A 19,042-nucleotide genomic window follows, 5' to 3' on the forward strand; every position below is an offset into this window, starting at 1 on the left:
GCCGGTCCCCGGACCCGGCGATTCGATGTGCGGTGCGTGGGTCGGCCCGCCGCCTGACCGGGCGGGTCGGGGGATGCCGCTGCCTCAATCCCCGCGGGTGGCGGAACGGTCCGGGGGGTGGAACGCGCCCCCCGGACCGCGCCCCCGCGCCGGGCGCCGACCGCCCGTGACGGCCCTTCAGGCGGCCGAAGAATGGCTGAAAGCGACCTATGGGGCGGTGGGAACGGAACGCCAAATACCGAGTTGCCGGGGCGTGTTCGTTTGCGTGTGCGCCCCCTTTAACCACTCTCGCACGCCTGTCCCGTGGCAGCATGGACCCCGAGCCACCCGGGGTCCCGCGGCCGCGCCCTCAGCGCTGTCCGTGCTGCCTGTGCCCCGGTCATGTGCCCACGGGCTGGGGAGGCGGCGGTGCGCTGGTTGGTGGGTTGGAGCAGTATCGCCGCGAGCTTCGGCACGGCCGGAAGGGTCTCCGGCCAGGGCTCCGGTCATGCCTCCGGCCAGGGCGGATACGGCGACGGCGGTGCGCCCCTGCGCGGCGGCCTCGCGGACGCCGCCCATCCGGACGACCCGGGCGCGGACGCGGAACGCACCGTCCACCCCGTCGGCGCACAGCTGCTCTGGGGAGACCCCGACCCCCTCTGGGCCGTCGGCGACTGGCGCCCCGACGAGATCCGCACGCTCACCGCCGACCCCGCCGACCCCTTCACCAGGCTCGCCGTCCTCGGCTGCTGCGGCGCGACCGACGCCGAACTGCGCCGCGCCCTCTACGCCGCCCGCGGCGGCGCGCTGCGCCACCTCACCCAGTGGTCCGGCAGCTACACCGCCGTCGTCCAGGCCGGCCGCCGCATCACCGTCGTCGGCGACCTCGCGGGCGCCCGGCCCGTCTTCTACACCCCCTGGGCGAGCGGCACGGCGTACGCCACCGCCGCCCTCCCGCTCGCCGACCTGATCGAGGCCCAGCTCGACATCGGCCATCTCGCCGCCCTGCTGGCCTGCCCGGACAGTCCCGAGGCGCTGGGCGACGGCACACCGTACGCCGGGGTCCGGCGCATCCCGCCCGGGCACGCGCTCATCCTGCGCGAGGGCTCCCGCGAGATCACCGGCTACGAGCAGGTCGCCTCGCTCGCCGTGGCCGCCCCCGAGGCCGATGCCGAGCGCGCGGTGGAGGGCGTACGGGAAGCGTTGGTGGACGCCGTGCGCGCCCGGCTCACGGCTCCGCGGCATGCTCCCGACACGCTGCCACCGTACGATCCCGGCCCCGTGCCCGGAATGGGCCCCGCCGACCGGCGCGCCGCCCGCGGCGCCCCTGCCCCCGGGGTGGGCGCCGACCTCTCCGGCGGCAGCGCCTCCGCGACGCTGGCGCTGCTGGCGGCCGGTCTGCCGGGGGCGCCGGGCACCCTGCTGAGCCCCGCCGGGGCGCGGCTGCTGGCCGTCACCTTCAACGACCTGGCCACCCCGCAGGGGCGCGAGGCCGAACTGGAACGGGCCAGAGCCATCGCGGCCGACCCGCGCCTGCACCACGTCGTGGTGGCCGCCGCCGAGGAAGCGCTCCCGTACGCCGAACTCGACGGCCCGCTCACCGACGAACCGGGCCCCTCGCTGGTCTTCGCCGCCCGCGAGCGGCGCCGGCTGGCCGCCGGGTCGGCCGACCACTTCACCGGCCACGGCGCCCGCCAGGTCCTGGACGCCCACCCGGCCCGCATGGCCGACCTCCTGATGGACCGCCGGCGGCGGCACCTGCTGCGCCCGGTGGCGGCGCTGGCCCGGTCGGCCTCCGCCTCCGGAGCCGCCGGGGAGTCCCTGCTGGTCCCGCTCACCGTGTACTCGGCGGCCCGAAGACTTGCCCGTACGACGTACCGCGCGGGCATGGAGGCCGCCGCGGCCCGGCTCCGCGAGGGCGGGGTCACCGAGAGATCCTCCGGTCCGGTGGACGCTTCCCTCGCCGCCCTGACCTGGTCCCGCCCGGGACCGGCCGCGGGCTGGCTCACGGGGGAAGCACTGGCGGAAGTATCGATCCGCCTGACCGTCGCGGCGGGCCGCCCGCCGCTGTCGCTGCGGCCGGGGAGGGCCCGCGCCCGCTCGCTGCTCGCCCGCCACGCCGCCGACCACCGGGTCTTCGAGCAGGCCGTGGAGGTCCGCAGCCAGCGGCTGCACGCCCCCTTCCTGGACAACCAGGTCGTACGGGCCGCCCGCGCCCTGCCCGAGTCCCTGCGGGTCCAGCCCGGGGCCCGGGCCGCGATCCTGCGGAGCGTGCTGTCCTCGGCGGGGGTGCGCGAGTTCCCGCCGGGCTGGGGTGCCACGGACCGCGTGCCGAACGAGACGGCGACCCGGCTGGGGCTGCGCGCCGCGCTGAGCGGCCTGCTGGACCTGTTCGCGTCGCCGTTGCTCGCCGACGCCGGGCTGATCGAGGCCCGGGTCGTGCGCCAGGCCCTGCTCGACGCGGCGGACGGGCGCCCGGTCCCGCTGGACGGGCTGGCGGAACTGGTCTCGATGGAGCTGTGGCTCGGCCGGCTGCTGGCCCGGCGCGGCACCTGCTGGACGGGTACCTCCACGGCGCGGCGCCGGGCGGTGCCCGAGGGGGTCCCCGTGCACCGCCCGGCGCTGTCCTGACGGTCCTGTTCTCCGGAGGGCGCCGACGGCGCCGGCCCGGGGGCACCGGCTCTGCGGCCCCGGCTCTGCGGGCGCGGATCAGGCGGTGAGCACGAGAGCGGTCGCGATCGCCGGGCCGAAGGCCCCGCCCAGCTGGTAGCAGAGGGCGAACAGGCCGATGGCCGTGGGGCGCTGGGGATCGGGGACGCTGGATGCGGCGTGCATGGACAGCACGGCGTTGCACCCGGTCGCCGCGAATGTCCCGCCCAGGGTGGCGACCAGCAGCAGCGGACCCCAGCTCGCGAACACGGCGATCGCCGCGGCCGACGCCCCGACCCCGACGAGCACCGCGCGGACGGCCGTCCGGCTCATCCGCGCCGAGGCCGCGGCCAGCAGCCAGGAGAGAGCGGACCCGGTGAGCAGCGCCACGAGCTGACCGGTGCCCGCGGTGGCGGCGTCCCAGCCCGCCCGGTCGGCGAGCAGCCGGGGTACGGAGAACAGCAGGGTGAAGTACGAGCCCGAGAGCACGAGGGCGAGCAGCGCGGAGCCGAGGAAGAGGGGCCGCCGGATCAGCGCGGCCGGGACGAATCCGTCGGGGCGTCGGCGGACGTGGAGCGCGAGCAGGGTGGCGGCGAGTGCCGAGGAGCCGAGGGCGGCGGCCGGCGCGTGGGGCAGCAGGACCAGGGCGGTGGCGAGTGCCGTCAGCAGTGCCGCGCCGCGGGCGTCGAACCTGTCCTGAGGCCGGGCCGCCGGGACGGCCGGGGCCGTTGCGTACCGGCTCACCACGGGTACCGCCAGGATCGCGATCACGGAGATGGAGAGCGAGAGCCGCCACGAGACGGCCTGTGAGAGCTGTGCGCCGAGGAGCGGGCCGGCCGCGCCGAGGATGCCGAAGCCTGCGCTGATCACGCCCATCCGGCGGGCCGAGCCGGCCAGGCTCATGGCGACCGCCGCCAGGCCGGCGCCGCCGGCGGCCTGCGTGGCCCGTCCGGCGAGGGTGAGCGGCAGCCAGGGGGACGCGGCGACGAGGAGGGTGCCGAAGACGAGGAGGGCGCCGGCCAGGCGGAGCGCCGGCCGCAGGCCCCGGCGGCGCAGCAGTCCGGCCAGGAGCGGGGTGGCGACGGCCATGGCCCAGGCGTAGGAGGCGACGAGCCAGCCGGCGGTCGAGGCGCTCACCCCGAGGGAGCGGGCCATGTCCGGAAGGATCAGCACGGGGGCGTTGGCCCCGGCGGCCATGGGGGTGGCCATCAGCGCCAGCCACAAGGCGGGAACGGGGCCGACCCGGGGCGCGGTGCGGGTGGCGGTGGCGGTGGCCGTGGTCGCCGTGGCCGTGGTGGCGGCGGTGGTGGTCATGGGTGGCGCCCTCCAATCCATCTCAAGGCTGAGAATCTCAACGTTGAGATAAAATCATCCGGTCCTCTCAACGTCAAGTGTCTCAACGTTGAGATATCCTGAGGGCGGTGCGAGGGACACGAGCGAGGGAGCAACAGCGCATGAGCGACGCAGTGGACGCGATCGTCGGCCAGTGGGTGGCGGAGCGCCCGGATCTGGCCGCCGGTGTGTGGCCGGTGGAAGTGGTGGCCCGCATTCAGCGGATGACCCGCGTCATCGACAAGCAGCAGAAGGCCTTCGCGGCCGAACACGACCTGGAGGTGGGCGAGCTCGACATCCTCTTCACCCTCTGCCGCTCCGGTCCCCCCTACGCGCTGACCGCCGGCGCCCTCATCCCGGCCGCCATGGTCACCTCCGGAGCGATCACCAACCGCATCGACCGCATGGAGGCCAAGGGCCTGGTCGAGCGGGTGAGGGACGGTCAGGACCGCCGCACCGTGCGGATCCGGCTGACCGAACAGAGCCTCGCGCTGACGCAGTCGATGATCGCCGAGCACCTGCGCCGCTACGCGGAGCTGCTCGCCCCGCTGGACCCCGCCACCTGCGCCACGCTCGCCGAGGCCCTGCGCACGCTCCTGGAGGACAACGGGGACACCTCGATCACCTGAGGCGTCCGGCCGGGCACCGCCGCCCCGACGGGCCAGGCAGAATTGCCCGGTGCGGTATCTCATCCTGGGTGTCACCGAAGCACGCGACGACAGCGGCGCCCATCTCCCCGTGGGCGGAGCCCGGTTGCGCGCGCTCCTCGCCGCCCTCGCCCTGCGGGCCGGCCGCCCGGCCTCCGTCGCCGAACTCGTCGACGACGTCTGGGGCGACGACCCGCCCCAGGACGCCCCCGCCGCCCTCCAGGCCCTCGTCGCCCGGCTCCGCCGCGCCCTCGGCGGCCGCGACGCCGTCCACTCCGCCCCCACCGGCGGCTACCTCCTGGCCGCCGCCCGCGACGACATCGACCTGCACCGTTTCGACCGGCTGGCGGTCCAGGGCGGCCAGGAACTGGCCACCGATCCGGCAGCCGCCTCCCGCACCCTGCGCACCGCCCTCGCCCTCTGGCGCGGACCCGCCCTCGCCGACCTGCCCGAGCCCGCCCGCGCCGCCCATGCGGCCGTCGCCGAGGCCCGCCGCACCGGCGCCCTCCGCCACCGCATCGAAGCTGACCTGCGCAGCGGCGCCACCGCCCCGGCCGCACTCCTGCCGGAGATCGAGACGCTGGTCCAGGAGTCCCCGTACGACGAAACGCTCCGCGCGCAGCAGCTCCGTGCCCTGCGCGCCGCCGGCCGCCCCGCCGAGGCCCTCGCCGCCTACGAGCGCACGCGCCGCGCGCTCGCCGACGGCCTCGGCACCGACCCGGGTCCCGAACTCGCCGCCCTGCACGCGGAACTCCTCCGGCCGCAGGCTCTCCCCCCGCAGCCCCAGCAGGCACTGCCCGCGCAGCCCCGGCCCGAACCCGCCGACGCCCCCGGGACTCCCGACGGCACCGGGACTCCCGATGCGCCCGCGCCCGCCGATGCGCCCGAGACCCCCGGGACCCCCGAGGCCCCGCGCGGGAACCTCCGCCCCCGCCTGACCTCCTTCGTCGGCCGCGAACCCGAACTGGCCGCCCTCCGCGGCGATCTGACCCGCCTGCGCCTCATCACCCTCACCGGCCCCGGCGGTTCGGGCAAGACCCGCCTCGCCGAGCACGCCGCCGCAGCCCACCCCGAAGCCGGCTGGATCGTCGAACTCGCCCGCCTGGACCGGCCCGCAGCCGTTCCCGGCGCCGTCCTCAGCGCCCTCGGCCTGCGCGAGAGCTCCCTCGTCACCCGCGAGACCCCGACCCCGGCCGCCACCGACCCCACCACCCGCCTCGTGGAACACTGCGCCCACCGCACCCTGCTGCTCGTCCTCGACAACTGCGAGCACGTCATCGGCGCTGCCGCCGAGCTCGCCGAGCGGCTCCTCACGCACTGCCCCGGTGTACGGATCCTGGCCACCAGCCGCGAACCCCTCGGTGTCCCCGGGGAAACGGTCCGCCCCGTCGAGCCCCTGCCGCCCGACCCCGCCCACCAGCTCTTCGCCGACCGTGGTGCCTCGGCCCGCCCCGGCTTCCGTCCCACCGACGACCCGGACGCCGTGGCCGAGATCTGCGCCCGCCTCGACGGTCTGCCGCTCGCCATCGAGCTGGCCGCCGCCCGGCTGCGGCTGCTCACCCCGCGCCAGATCGCCGACCGCCTCGACGACCGCTTCCGGCTGCTGACCAGCGGCGCCCGTACCGTCCTGCCCCGTCAGCAGACCCTGCGCGCCGTGGTCGACTGGTCCTGGGACCTGCTCGACGAAGCCGAGCGGACCGTCCTGCGCCGGCTGTCCGCCTTCGCCGGCGGCTGCGACCTCGCCGCCGCCGAGGCCGTCTGCGCCGACCCCGCGGACGTGGCCCCGTACGACCCCGCCGACGTCCTCGGCTCCCTCGTCGACAAGTCCCTGGTCCTGGCCGAACCCGACCTGGGCCACACCGGTCACGACGGCCACAGCGGCCACGGCATGCGCTACCGCATGCTCGAAACCATCCACGAGTACGCCGCCGAGCGCGCCGCCGCCCACCCCGCCGACGCCCGGGCCACCGCCCGCCGCCACGCCGCCCACTACCTCGCCTTCGCCGAGGAGGCCGAACCCCTGATCCGCTCCGCCGCCCAGCTCCCCTGGATCCGGCGCGTCGAGACCGAGCTCGACAACCTCCGGGCCGCCCTCCACAGCACCGTCGTCGAGAACGCCGACACCGAGGCCGGCGAGCGCCTCGTCTTCGCCCTCGGCTGGTTCTGGTGGCTGCGCAACTACCGCACCGAGGGAGCCGAGTGGACCACCCGGACCCTCGCGCTCACCCCCGAGGTGCCCCCCGAGGGCACCCCCGCGTACTGGCGCTTCATGCGCCTGCTCGTCCTCGACATGTTCCTGCTCGCGGAGAGCAACTCGGCCGAGAAGTTCCGCACCTCCGACTACCGGGACCTCGCCACCCGCATCAAGGAAACCTTCCGGCAGGGCTCCCCGGAGACCACCCGCTTCCCCGGGATGCTCTGGCCCGCGACGACCTTCCTCACCGGAAGCTCCCTCGACTTCCACGCCGACCTCGACCGGTCCGTCGCGAACTGCCGCGTCCACGCCGGGGAATGGGAACTCGGCATCGTCCTCATGCTCCGCGCCCACGTCGCCATCGACGTCACCGGAGGCCTCGCCGACGTCGACGCCGACCTGGCCGAGCTGCACGAGCTCGCCCAGCGCGTCGGCGACCGCTGGACCCGTGCCCAGGTGGCGAGCGCCGCCGGGGAGGTCGCCCTCTCGCGCGGCCGGTACGCCGACGCCCGCGTCGAGTACGAGGAGTGCCTGCGCCTCGCCCGCGAGGTCGGGGCCAGCGTCGAGGCGCCCTTCGCCATCGCCCGGATCGCCGAGACCGCCTACTGCGCGGGGGACCTCGACGACGCCGAGCAGCTGCTGGCGGAGGCCGACAAGGAGTCCGACCGGTACGGCGGGGTGTACGACGTCAGCACCTTCGGCCGGCTCCTCTCCGCCCTCGTCGCCCTCCAGCGAGGCGACGACGTCCGGGCGCGCGAGGAGTGCGACCGGGCCCGCGCCGACGCCGAACGCTTCACCGTGCCCGCGCAGCTCACCGCCGGGCTGGCCACCGTCGACGCCGTCCTCACCGGCCGCGAACAGGGCCCCGTGGCCGCTCTGGCCAGGATCGGGCCCGCCCTCGCCGCCGCCGTCGACGCCCGGTGCGCCGAGCGCGTCCTGGCCGGCATGGCCGAGGCGGCGGCCCTGCTCCTGGACGACGCCGACCGGCCGGCCGAGGCCGTACGGGCCCTCGCGGCGGCCACCGCCTGGCGTGCGGGCCATCCGCGCTCGGTTCCGGAGAGCGAAGCCGTGGACGGCCTCCCGGAGCGGACCCGCACCCTGCTCGGCCCGGACCCCTACCGCCGCGAGGAGGAGGCCGGCGCGGCCCTCACCCCGGCCGCCCTGGCCGCGACGCTGACCGCGGCGTTCAGCGGCAGCTGAGCACGGAGTCGGCCCAGCTCGCCAGCGTCGGCAGGCTGCCCGGCCCGGCCTTCTCCACCACCAGCCGCAGCGTCTTGCGCCCCGCGAGGGAGACCTGCACGGCCGCGGGCGGGTCCTCGTGCCCGAGGGCGGCGGATTGCCACACCCGCTCACCGTCGGCGTACACCGAGAACCGCACCGAGCCGTCCGTGAACAGCGACAGGCCGTCCACCCCCGCCCGCGCCGAGAAGCTCGTGCACTGCCGGTTGAGGGCGATCTCCACCGAGGAACGCGAGTTCACGGTGATGCCCTGCGCGAAGCGCCGGCCGCCCACCTCCAGGCCGTGGCGCTGCCACACCCAGCCGCTGCGCCAGGTCTGCAGCTCCGGGCCGCTGTGGTCCCCGTGGACCGAGTGGGGGAGCCCGGCCAGCTGGAACCCCTGCGGCGGCTTCGGCTGCGGCGGTGTCGGCTTCGGCGCGGGCCGCTCCGGGGACGGCGTGGGGGAGGCCTTCTCCCGGCTGGGCGAGGGCGACGGGGACGAGGAGGGCACGGGCCCGGGAGCGGCGGAGGCCGCGGCCGAGGGCGTCGGTCCGGGCCGCGGAGCTACGGAGCTCTGCGCCGCCGGCGGCTCCTGCGCGGGCGGATCCGGCTCGGCCGAGGCCGAGGTGGAGGCGGGAGCCTCCGGCACGGAAGGCACCGACGGCGCCGGAGGCATCGCAGGCGCCGCCACACCGGGCGCGGGTCTGGCCCGGACCGGCGGCTCGGTGTCGTCCCCGGCCAGCGCGAACACCACCCCGGCGGCCGCGGCCACCGCGATCCCGGCCGCGATGGCGGCCTTGGCCGGCAGCCCGAGCCCTTCGGCGGCCACGGACCCCCCGGCCCCGCCGCCGCCAGCCCCGGCGACCCCACCATCGGCACCGGCACCGGCTCCGGCCGTGCCACCCGCGGCCCCGGCCGTCCCGGCCCCCGCGGCCGCCCCACCGGCGGCAGCCGCGGCCCCGCCCGCGGCGACGGCTCCGCCGGCCAGCAACCCGGCGGCCTTGCCCGCGTACCCGGCGGCGAACCACCCGATGACCGCGACCGGAAGCAGCGCCGGAATGCCCGCGTTGACATCCTGGAGCTCCCCGGCGGCCAGCCGGCACTTCACGCACTCCTCCAGGTGCTTGCGCAGCCCCCGCTCGGCCCGCACCCGCAGCCCGCCCCGCGCGTAGGCACCCAGCCGGTCCGCGTACCGCGCGCAGTCGCCGCCCTCGCTCAGCGCCGAACTCACATGGGCCTGCAGATAGGCCTGCTTGAGTCCTTCCCGCGCCCGACTGGCCAGCACGGCGGTCGCGTTGGCGCTCAGACCGAACAGCGGCGCGATCGTACTCGGCGACGCCTCCTCGACGGTGGTGTGCCACAGCACGGCCTGCCACCGCTCGGGCAGACTGCGGAAGGCCTGCATGGCCAGCGACCGCTCGGCCTCGTGCATCGCCCGGACGTCCGCGCCCAGTTCGAGCGTGTCGTCCCCGGACAGCCCGGACAGAGCGGTCCCGCCCTCCGTACCCGTGGAGGCCTGCTCGGCGAAGGCGGCGAAGTCCTCCACCAGTTGCTCGCGCTTGGCGGTCTTCGCCCATGCTGCGGCGACCCTGCGCACGGTGGTCAGCAGATAGGCCCGCACCGACTGGTCCGGCCCGGCCCCGCCCCGTACCGCCTGCAGGGTCCGCGCGAACACCTCGGCGGTCAGGTCGTCGGCGGTGTGCGCGTCCCGGCAACAGGACCGGGCGTAGCGGCGCACGGAATCGGCGTGCCGACGGAACAGTTCCTCGTACGCACCGTCGTCACCGCCCCGCATCCGGGCGATCAGGTCCCCGTCGGACGGCGGCAGCTCGCCGCCGGTGCCTCCGGGTCCGGAAGAGCCCGAGGGGCGTGCGTGCCGCCCACCCGGGTCGCGCTGAGCCGGCACCTGTCGGGCGGGCAGACTGCCCGCCTCCACCTCGCTGCCGCCGCCACCGCGTGGCTCTTCCCGACCGTCAACGCTCATCGCGGAGGCTCCCGCACGACACACTCAACCGGTACACCGGGCAAGCGTGTCACACGGGGGACGGGCACCGAACCTCTCTTCGCGCCATCCACCCGTCCGGGCACATTCCGGCGAATCGCCCTACGGGACCCGCACCGGCACCGGCGCCTGCACGCGCACCGGTGCCGGCCGAGGTCACACCGTCCGGGAGCGCAGCCCTTCGAGCAGGATGTCGAGCAGCCGCGTCGAGGCCGCCGCCTGCTGCGCCGGGTCGGGCAGCGCGGGCGCCGCCGTCGCTATCACCAGCAGTACATCGGCCACCGTGACATCGGCACGGAGCTCACCGGCCTCCCGCGCCCGGTGCACCAGCCTGCCGACGACCTCCAGCAGCGCACCCGCCCCCGAGTCGTCCGAAGGCTCGTTCTCGACGGAACCGCGCGTGCCCACGACCCGCAGGTCGGGAGCGCCGGCGGCCGGCACGGCCTGCCGCTGGTGCGGAACCCGGGCGGCCTCCGCCTCCTCGGCCTCGTCCTCGACGGCCGAACCGACCCGCAGGACCTGCGGCGGCAGCAGCCGCCCGGCGCCCGAGGCCACGGAGGTGCGCAGGAAGCGCGACAGCGCCTGCCACGGCTCCTCCTCCTGGCCCAGCGCGGCCTTGGCCTGCTCGGTCAGTCGCGCCGTCTCCTCCTCGGCTATGCGCCGCACGAGGACGTCCTTGCTCGGGAAACGCCGGTACACGGTGCCGACACCGACCCGGGCGCGGCGAGCCACGTCCTCCATCGGAGCCCCGTAACCCAGCTCGCCGAAGACCTCACGGGCCGCCCGCAGAACGTGCTCGAGGTTGCGCTGGGCGTCGACGCGCAGCGGCGTGGACCGGCCCACACCGTGCGTGGTGCCGCCCGCGATACCGCGTCCGTTGCTCTCGACCGAGAGTGCGGTCGCAGAACCATGGAAATCGGAAATGTTCATATGTATCCCCCGGTAATCATTTGTCTCCCCCCGGAGACACTCCCCGCCTTCACGCCGAGGGGGCCACGGTCTCGGGCCCGGTCCTACTCCTCGACGAGATACGAACATAGTTGAGCCAGAGTCAATTCAGAAGAGGCAGCCCCGGACGGAGCACCGCCCGATCGGAGCATTCACCCCCACTTTTCCGATCCGTGCCTCCGGAATCTTGCATTCCGTGCATCCTGACCTGCAGATTTTCGCCACAAGCTGACGTCCTCTTGCACCCCGCCCCAGCACTCACTCCGGTCACACAATTTGTCGGGGCTGTGGACAAACTCCCGGCCACGTTGCGTCATGGGATGGTGAAGGCTGCTAACTCACGGGGCACGGCCCCCGGTACCCCGCCCCGTACGCGCATCCTGATCGTCGGCGGCGGCTACGTCGGCATGTATACGGCGCTCCGCCTCCAGCGAAAGCTGAGAGCCGGCGAAGCCGAGGTCACGGTGGTCACCACCGAGCCCTACATGACGTACCAGCCCTTCCTCCCCGAAGCGGCCGCGGGCGCGATCTCCCCCCGGCACGTCGTGGTCCCGCTGCGCCGCGTCCTCGGCAAGTGCCGCATCGTCATCGGCGAGGCCAAGCGCATCGACCACGCCAAACGGACCGTGACCGTCAAGACCCTCGCCACCGCCGACGAGGGCACCGGCCCCGTCGAGATGGAGTACGACGAACTCGTCCTCGCCCCGGGCTCCATCTCCCGCACCCTGCCCGTCCCGGGACTCGCCGACTACGGCATCGGATTCAAAACGGTCGAAGAGGCCATCGGACTGCGCAACCACGTCATCGAACAGATGGACATCGCCTCCTCCACCCGCGATCCCGCCCTCCGCGACGCCGCCCTCACCTTCGTCTTCGTCGGCGGCGGCTTCGCGGGCGTCGAAGCCCTCGGCGAGCTGGAGGACATGGCCCGCTACGCGGCGCGGTACTACCACAACATCAAGCCCGAGGACATGAAATGGGTGCTCGTCGAAGCAAGTGACCGGATCCTCCCCGAGGTCGGCCCCGAGATGGGCATCTACACGGTCCGCGAACTGCGCCGGCGCAACATCGACGTACGACTGGAGACCCGGCTCGAATCCTGCGAGAACCGCGTCGCCGTCCTCAGCGACGGCGCCCACTTCCCCACCCGCACCGTCGTGTGGACCGCCGGCGTCAAACCGCACCCCATCCTGGCCGCCTCCGACCTCCCCAAGAACGAACACGGCCGCCTGGCCTGCACCTCCTTCCTCACCGTCGAAGGAGTCGAGCACGCCTGGGCCGCGGGCGACGCCGCCGCCGTCCCCGACATCACCGCCGGCGAGAAGGGCCGCGACTGCGCCCCCAACGCCCAGCACGCCGTCCGCCAGGCCAAGGTCCTCGCCGACAACCTCCTCGCCGCCCTCCGCGGCGAGGTCCTGACCGAGTACGCCCACAAGTACGCGGGCTCGGTCGCCTCGCTCGGCCTGCACCGCGGCGTCGCCCACATCTACGGCCGGAAGCTCAAGGCCTACCCGGCCTGGTTCATGCACCGCGCCTACCACCTCAGCCGCGTTCCCAGCTTCAACCGCAAAATGCGCGTCCTTGCCGAATGGACCCTCTCAGGCCTCTTCAAGCGTGAGATCGTCTCCCTGGGTTCCCTCGAACACCCCAGGGCAGAATTCGAACTGGCCGCAGGCGGCGGCCCCAAGCCCCCTCCACCACCCCCCGCCCCCAACCCCCCGCAGAACGGCCAGGGCTGACGTTGTCAGTGCGGTCGGCCACACTGGACGTGTGACCATAGGTGCGCTCACCCCTGCACAGAGTGACATCGTCCAGTCAGCGACCGCCCACGAGCGACACAGCGACCACTCGCGACACCACGAGGCTTGAACGCAGTGAACTTCACGCGCTGGAGCGCCCGGTTTCCCGGAACGCAGCGCCGCGCCGCCGCCCGGTCCGAACACGCCGCCGCCCAGGCCAAGCGAGGTGAAGGCGCGGTCCCGGCAGCCCGCGGCGGCCGCGCCGACCCCGGAGCCGAGCGGTCCGCACCCGCCGACGGCCGGCCCGCCGACCCCACGGTCTCCGGGACCGGAAGCGGCGGAGGCAGCGGCACCGGCACCGGCACGCCCCCGGCCCCGTCCCCGGCCGCGTCACCGCCCCGGCGGACGGGCGTCCTCACCGCCGTGCCCTCCCTCGACGAGCTCTCCGTACGCGAGGTCCTCGGCCGGCTCCCGGCCCTGGTCGCCCTCGTCCACGGCCCCGAGCACCGCGTCGCCTACGTCAACGACGCCTACACCACCGGCTTCGGCGCCCGGACCCCCGGCGCCCCGGCCCACGAGGCCCTCCCCGAACTCGGCGAGCTCGGCCTCCTCCCGCTCCTCGACCAGGTCCAGCGCAGCGGCAAGTCCCGTACCGCCAAGAACCGCACCGCACCGGGCGGCGGCAGCTCGTACACCGTCACCTGCACCCCCGTCGAGTTCCCCAAGTCCGACACCGACGGCGAGCCCGACCCCCACCACACCGGCGTCCTGATCCACCTCGCCGACGTCACCGACCACGCCGAAGCCGTCGAGCGCCTCCGCGCCAGCGAGCGCCGCCAGCGCGAGGCCGCCGTCACCCTCCAGCGCTCCCTCCTCCCCCAGGAGCTGGAACAGCCCGACGACCTGCGCATCGCCGCCACCTACCAGCCCGGCGGCACCGAGGCAGCCGTCGGCGGCGACTGGTACGACGTCATCACCCTCGGCGCCGGCCGCACCGCCCTCGTCATCGGCGACGTCATGGGCCGCGGCGTGCGCGCCGCCGCCGTCATGGGCCAGCTGCGCACGGCTGTGCGCGCCTACGCCCGCCTCGACCTGCCCCCGCACGAGGTGCTCCAGCTCCTCGACGGCCTCGCCGCCGAGATCGACGCCAGCCAGATCGCCACCTGCGTCTACGCCGTCCACGACCCCAACGAGGGGCTGCTCGCGTACGCCTCCGCCGGCCACCTCCCGATCCTGGTCCGCGACGAGGACGGCACCGTACGCAGAGCCGCCGACCCCACCGGCCCACCGCTCGGCACCGGCGGCTGGCTCCACACCTCGGGCACCATCGCCCTCGGCCCCGGCTCCACCGCCGTCCTCTACACCGACGGACTGGTCGAACGCCGCGGCGAGGACATCGACGAGGGCGTCGCCGCTCTCGAACGCGCCCTCTCCGGCGCCCAGGGCACCCCGGCCGTCATCTGCGACCGCCTGATGCGTGCCCTCGGCGTGGACGCCGATCACGACGACGACGTCGCCGTGATGGTCCTCCAGCAGCCGGCCCGCACCGGATCGGACGCAGAGCTCTTCCACAACGCCGCCCTGGAACTCCTCGGCGGCATCGAGGCGGCCCCGCGCGCCCGGGCCTTCGCCCAGGGCGTCCTCGCCTCATGGCGGTTCCCCGTGGAGCTCTGCGACCTCGGCGTCCTGGCCGCCAGCGAGCTCGTCGCGAACTCCCTCCAGCACGGCACGCCGCCCATGCGCCTACGGCTGCGCCGCACCGACCGCCGGCTGATCATCGAGGTCACCGACGGGGACGACCACCTCCCGCGCCGCCGCCGCGCCGAACCGGCCGACGAGACCGGCCGCGGCATCTCGATCATCGCGACGATCGCCTCCTCCTGGGGCTCCCGCCGCACTCCGGGCGGCGGCAAGGCCGTCTGGTGCGAGTTCGCCCTGCCGGACAAGTAGCCGGACAGCGGGAAGCAGGAAGGCCCCGATCCACCCGGACCGGGGCCTTCCTGCTTCCCGCACATATATACGTACGGCCGTACGGTCGTACGGACCTACGCGGGCACGCGCTCCACGACGACGTCCTCGGCGGAGCTCTCGGCGGCCTCGGCGCTCTCGGCAACGGGGCCACCCTGCGCCACGACCCGGCTCGCCACCCACGGGTTGTCCTGCATCGGGCTCAGCCGCCTGCCGAGCCGCAGCGCGAGAGCGGCGATCCCGAGCGACACGAGCACGAAGACCCCGATGTAGAGCATCGGAACCCCCGCACCGAGCGGCACCCCGAGCGGCCCCAGCGCCAGCGCCATCTGCTTGACCAGCGCGAAGGCCGAGTTGTACTGACCCACCGAGCCCTCGGGCGCCAGGTCGGCCACCAGAGGCGCAAGGGTCGGCGACAGCATCGCCTCGCCGATGCCGAAGAGCGCGTACGTGGTGATGAACGCGGCGGCGGCCATCATGGCGCTGCCGTGCCCCAGACCCGAGAAGCCGGCGATGAGCCACGCCACGGTCCAGATCAGCCCGACGAGCGCGATCACCCGGGACCGGCGGCGCTTCTCGACCAGCTTGAGCACCACGAACTGGGCGACGACGATCGCACCGGTGTTGGCCGCGAGCGCGAAGCCGAGGGTGGAGGGGGAGATCCCGGCGGCCTCGGTACCGAAGGCGGCCAGACCCGACTCGAACTGTCCGTAGCAGGCGAAGAACACCACGAAGCCCAGCACGCACAGCTGAACCATGGCCTTGTGCCGGAGCAGCCGCTTCCAGCCGCTGCCCGCCTGTGCCGTGTCCTTGGGCCGGGCGTCCTTGAACCCCTGCACCTGCGGCAGACGCACGGTGGCGATCACGCCGGCCAGCACCAGGAACATCACGGCCTCGATGCCGAACAGCAGGGTGAAGCTGCCGGGCCGGCTCTCGTCGACGATCTGGCCGCCGATGAGACCGCCGATGCCCAGACCCAGGTTCTGCATGAAGAACTGCAGGGCGAAGGCGCGGGTCCGGGTGGACGGCGTGGAACACCACACGATCATCGTGGCCAGCGCGGGCTGCATCACGGCCTGCCCGGCGCCGAGCGCCAGGGCGGACACGAGGATCCCCGCGATGCCCGTGGAGAGCCCGAGGGAGAGCGCACCGACCGAGGCGGTGACGGCCGCCCCGATGACCACGGGCACCGGACCACGTCGGTCGATGACCCGACCGGTGAAGGGCAGCGCGACGAGAGCGCCCAGGGCGAAGGCCACGAACGCGCACGTGGCGGCCATGGAACCCAGATCTCGCACCTGCGCCACATAGATGTAGAGGAACGGAACCGTGAAGCCGATGCCGAACGCGGTCAGCGCGTTCCCGGCCTGGATCCGCCGCATCGCAGCGCCCATCACCTTGGTCACTTCTCACCTGCCTTTGAGACCTGAAGCCTGAAGACTTCATACCTAAACTTCAAGCCTTAACAGTACACACCGAAGGAGTTAGATGCCAACGAGCTCGTGCGATACTTCGACCCATGGGTGACACCCCCGACGGCACTGCGCCCGTCCACGAGCCGAGCCTCGACGAACAGATCGCCGTCTATCAGCGCGAGTTCCAGGACCTGGACCCCCAGGTCGAGAAGGTCGTCTCGGCGCTGAGCCGCCTGAACCGCCGCATGAACGTCGCGTACGGCCGCCAGACGGCGGCCCTGGGCATCAGCAACGCGGAGTGGGAGGTCCTCAAGGCTCTCGTCATCTCCGGCGCCCCCTACCGGATGGGCCCGAGCGAACTGGCGAAGCAGCTGGGCCTCACGCCGGCGGCGATGACCCACCGGATCGACCGCATGACCGCGGAGGGCCTGGTCACCCGCGAGCGGGACGAGTCCAACCGGGTCCGCGTGATCGTGGAGCTCACCGACGAGGGCCGCAGCAAGTGGCTGGACGCGATGCGCGCGGCCACGGTCTTCGAGGAGGACCTCCTCCAGGACCTCTCCACCGCGGAGCGCGGGGTGCTCGGCGACATGCTCGCCCGCCTGCTGGAGCGCGTGGAAGACCTCCAGTCACCCAGCTGACCACCGGGGTTGACACGAGCCCCGTAGGTCCGTAAGGTTCTTCGAGTTGTCCCAGAGCCGGAAGGTTTTGGCGACAACGAATCCCGCCGCCTCGTTGCGGCACCCAACTCAGCACGATCTCCCACCGGGAACGAATTCGGCATGCCCGAATTCCTTTCCGAAGGCCGATTATGAATCGCCGGGGAAATCCACTAGAGTTCAGGAGTCGGAAGGGCCCAACAACCCGGAAGACAAACCCCGCTGACTGGGGGTCAGGCCCGAAAGGATCTGATAGAGTCGGAAACGCAAGAACAGAACGAAAGCCCGGAGGAAAACCCGAGAGGGTGAGTACAAAGGAAGCGTCCGTTCCTTGAGAACTCAACAGCGTGCCAAAAATCAACGCCAGAAGTTGATACCCCGTCCACTTCGGTGGATGAGGTTCCTTTGAAAAAGACCTGTCGGGCTTCCTTGTGGAGCACTGGCAGGCAACAAACACAGCGAGGACGTTGTGGCGCGTCGGTCTTATTCCGACATGACGTGCCCGCTCTAAGTGATGTGTGCACCCGATTACGGGTAAACATTCATGGAGAGTTTGATCCTGGCTCAGGACGAACGCTGGCGGCGTGCTTAACACATGCAAGTCGAACGATGAAGCCCTTCGGGGTGGATTAGTGGCGAACGGGTGAGTAACACGTGGGCAATCTGCCCTTCACTCTGGGACAAGCCCTGGAAACGGGGTCTAATACCGGATACCACTCCTGCCTGCATGGGCGGGGGTTGAAAGCTCCGGCGGTGAAGGATGAGCCCGCGGCCTATCAGCTTGTTGGTGGGGTAATGGCCCACCAAGGCGACGACGGGTAGCCGGCCTGAGAGGGCGACCGGCCACACTGGGACTGAGACACGGCCCAGACTCCTACGGGAGGCAGCAGTGGGGAATATTGCACAATGGGCGAAAGCCTGATGCAGCGACGCCGCGTGAGGGATGACGGCCTTCGGGTTGTAAACCTCTTTCAGCAGGGAAGAAGCGAAAGTGACGGTACCTGCAGAAGAAGCGCCGGCTAACTACGTGCCAGCAGCCGCGGTAATACGTAGGGCGCAAGCGTTGTCCGGAATTATTGGGCGTAAAGAGCTCGTAGGCGGCTTGTCACGTCGGATGTGAAAGCCCGAGGCTTAACCTCGGGTCTGCATTCGATACGGGCTAGCTAGAGTGTGGTAGGGGAGATCGGAATTCCTGGTGTAGCGGTGAAATGCGCAGATATCAGGAGGAACACCGGTGGCGAAGGCGGATCTCTGGGCCATTACTGACGCTGAGGAGCGAAAGCGTGGGGAGCGAACAGGATTAGATACCCTGGTAGTCCACGCCGTAAACGTTGGGAACTAGGTGTTGGCGACATTCCACGTCGTCGGTGCCGCAGCTAACGCATTAAGTTCCCCGCCTGGGGAGTACGGCCGCAAGGCTAAAACTCAAAGGAATTGACGGGGGCCCGCACAAGCGGCGGAGCATGTGGCTTAATTCGACGCAACGCGAAGAACCTTACCAAGGCTTGACATATACCGGAAAGCATTAGAGATAGTGCCCCCCTTGTGGTCGGTATACAGGTGGTGCATGGCTGTCGTCAGCTCGTGTCGTGAGATGTTGGGTTAAGTCCCGCAACGAGCGCAACCCTTGTCCTGTGTTGCCAGCATGCCCTTCGGGGTGATGGGGACTCACAGGAGACCGCCGGGGTCAACTCGGAGGAAGGTGGGGACGACGTCAAGTCATCATGCCCCTTATGTCTTGGGCTGCACACGTGCTACAATGGCCGGTACAATGAGCTGCGATACCGTGAGGTGGAGCGAATCTCAAAAAGCCGGTCTCAGTTCGGATTGGGGTCTGCAACTCGACCCCATGAAGTCGGAGTCGCTAGTAATCGCAGATCAGCATTGCTGCGGTGAATACGTTCCCGGGCCTTGTACACACCGCCCGTCACGTCACGAAAGTCGGTAACACCCGAAGCCGGTGGCCCAACCCGTAAGGGAGGGAGCTGTCGAAGGTGGGACTGGCGATTGGGACGAAGTCGTAACAAGGTAGCCGTACCGGAAGGTGCGGCTGGATCACCTCCTTTCTAAGGAGCACAGTACCGATTGCAGACAAACGTTCTGCACGGTCAGCTCATGGGTGGAACGTTGATTAGTTGGCATCTTCGGTCTGATGGTTCTCGAGTACTGCTTCGGCGTGGAAAGAGGAGACGGACGAACGGAGATGCTTGGCACGTTGTTGGGTCCTGAAGGTACGGCCGTAAGGTCTGTCTTCAGTGCCGGCCCCAGTGAACTTGTTCTCTTCGAGAGCAG

General features: G+C 72.3%; 10 protein-coding genes and 1 rRNA gene. 7 read left to right on the forward strand and 4 right to left on the reverse strand.

What is annotated here, in order from left to right; all coding sequences use genetic code 11:
• Positions 1–408 precede the first annotated feature (408 nt).
• Positions 409–2,610, forward strand: a complete 2,202-nt coding sequence (locus tag KO717_RS19490) for an asparagine synthase-related protein (protein ID WP_301369546.1) — start codon at positions 409–411, stop codon at positions 2,608–2,610.
• A gap of 78 nt (positions 2,611–2,688) precedes the next feature.
• On the opposite strand, the gene KO717_RS19495 is transcribed toward KO717_RS19490, so the two are convergent.
• Complete coding sequence (locus tag KO717_RS19495; protein ID WP_301369547.1) at positions 2,689–3,942, reverse strand: MFS transporter; 1,254 nt, start codon at positions 3,940–3,942, stop codon at positions 2,689–2,691.
• A gap of 140 nt (positions 3,943–4,082) precedes the next feature.
• Here KO717_RS19495 and KO717_RS19500 point away from each other — a divergent pair, with 140 nt between their 5' ends.
• Complete coding sequence (locus tag KO717_RS19500; protein ID WP_301369548.1) at positions 4,083–4,589, forward strand: MarR family winged helix-turn-helix transcriptional regulator; 507 nt, start codon at positions 4,083–4,085, stop codon at positions 4,587–4,589.
• A 49-nt stretch (positions 4,590–4,638) separates the two neighbouring features.
• Complete coding sequence (locus KO717_RS19505; RefSeq protein WP_301369549.1) at positions 4,639–8,001, forward strand: AfsR/SARP family transcriptional regulator; 3,363 nt, start codon at positions 4,639–4,641, stop codon at positions 7,999–8,001.
• Here the strand turns inward: KO717_RS19505 and KO717_RS19510 are convergent.
• Positions 7,988–10,003: a sigma-70 family RNA polymerase sigma factor gene (locus KO717_RS19510; RefSeq protein ID WP_301369550.1), complete on the reverse strand. Its 2,016-nt coding sequence runs from the start codon at positions 10,001–10,003 to the stop codon at positions 7,988–7,990. The two genes, KO717_RS19505 and KO717_RS19510, sit on opposite strands and share 14 nt — an antisense overlap.
• A 174-nt stretch (positions 10,004–10,177) precedes the next feature.
• The gene (locus tag KO717_RS19515; protein WP_301369551.1) at positions 10,178–10,951 is read right to left on the reverse strand and encodes a TetR/AcrR family transcriptional regulator; all 774 of its coding nucleotides are present in this window, start codon (positions 10,949–10,951) and stop codon (positions 10,178–10,180) included.
• A 338-nt stretch (positions 10,952–11,289) separates the two neighbouring features.
• On the opposite strand from KO717_RS19515, the gene KO717_RS19520 reads away from it, so the two are divergent.
• Together KO717_RS19520 and KO717_RS19525 are read left to right on the forward strand one after the other, a co-directional pair.
• Positions 11,290–12,708 (forward strand): NAD(P)/FAD-dependent oxidoreductase, encoded by a 1,419-nt coding sequence (locus tag KO717_RS19520; RefSeq protein ID WP_301369552.1) that lies wholly within the window; start codon positions 11,290–11,292, stop codon positions 12,706–12,708.
• 135 nt (positions 12,709–12,843) lie between these two features.
• Positions 12,844–14,658 (forward strand): ATP-binding SpoIIE family protein phosphatase, encoded by a 1,815-nt coding sequence (locus KO717_RS19525; protein WP_301374617.1) that lies wholly within the window; start codon positions 12,844–12,846, stop codon positions 14,656–14,658.
• A gap of 95 nt (positions 14,659–14,753) precedes the next feature.
• Here KO717_RS19525 and KO717_RS19530 read toward each other — a convergent pair whose 3' ends face one another.
• A complete protein-coding gene (locus KO717_RS19530) occupies positions 14,754–16,082 on the reverse strand; it encodes an MFS transporter (protein ID WP_301369553.1) in 1,329 nt (442 codons plus the stop codon).
• A 113-nt stretch (positions 16,083–16,195) separates the two neighbouring features.
• Here KO717_RS19530 and KO717_RS19535 point away from each other — a divergent pair, with 113 nt between their 5' ends.
• Both KO717_RS19535 and KO717_RS19540 read left to right on the forward strand, forming a co-directional pair.
• Positions 16,196–16,732 (forward strand): MarR family winged helix-turn-helix transcriptional regulator, encoded by a 537-nt coding sequence (locus tag KO717_RS19535; RefSeq protein ID WP_189972381.1) that lies wholly within the window; start codon positions 16,196–16,198, stop codon positions 16,730–16,732.
• 559 nt (positions 16,733–17,291) lie between these two features.
• Positions 17,292–18,816, forward strand: a 16S ribosomal RNA gene (locus tag KO717_RS19540).
• The last annotated feature ends 226 nt before the right edge of the window (positions 18,817–19,042 follow it).

The organism is Streptomyces xanthophaeus, from assembly GCF_030440515.1.
In the GTDB taxonomy this organism is placed as follows: Bacteria; Actinomycetota; Actinomycetes; order Streptomycetales; family Streptomycetaceae; genus Streptomyces; species Streptomyces kutzneri.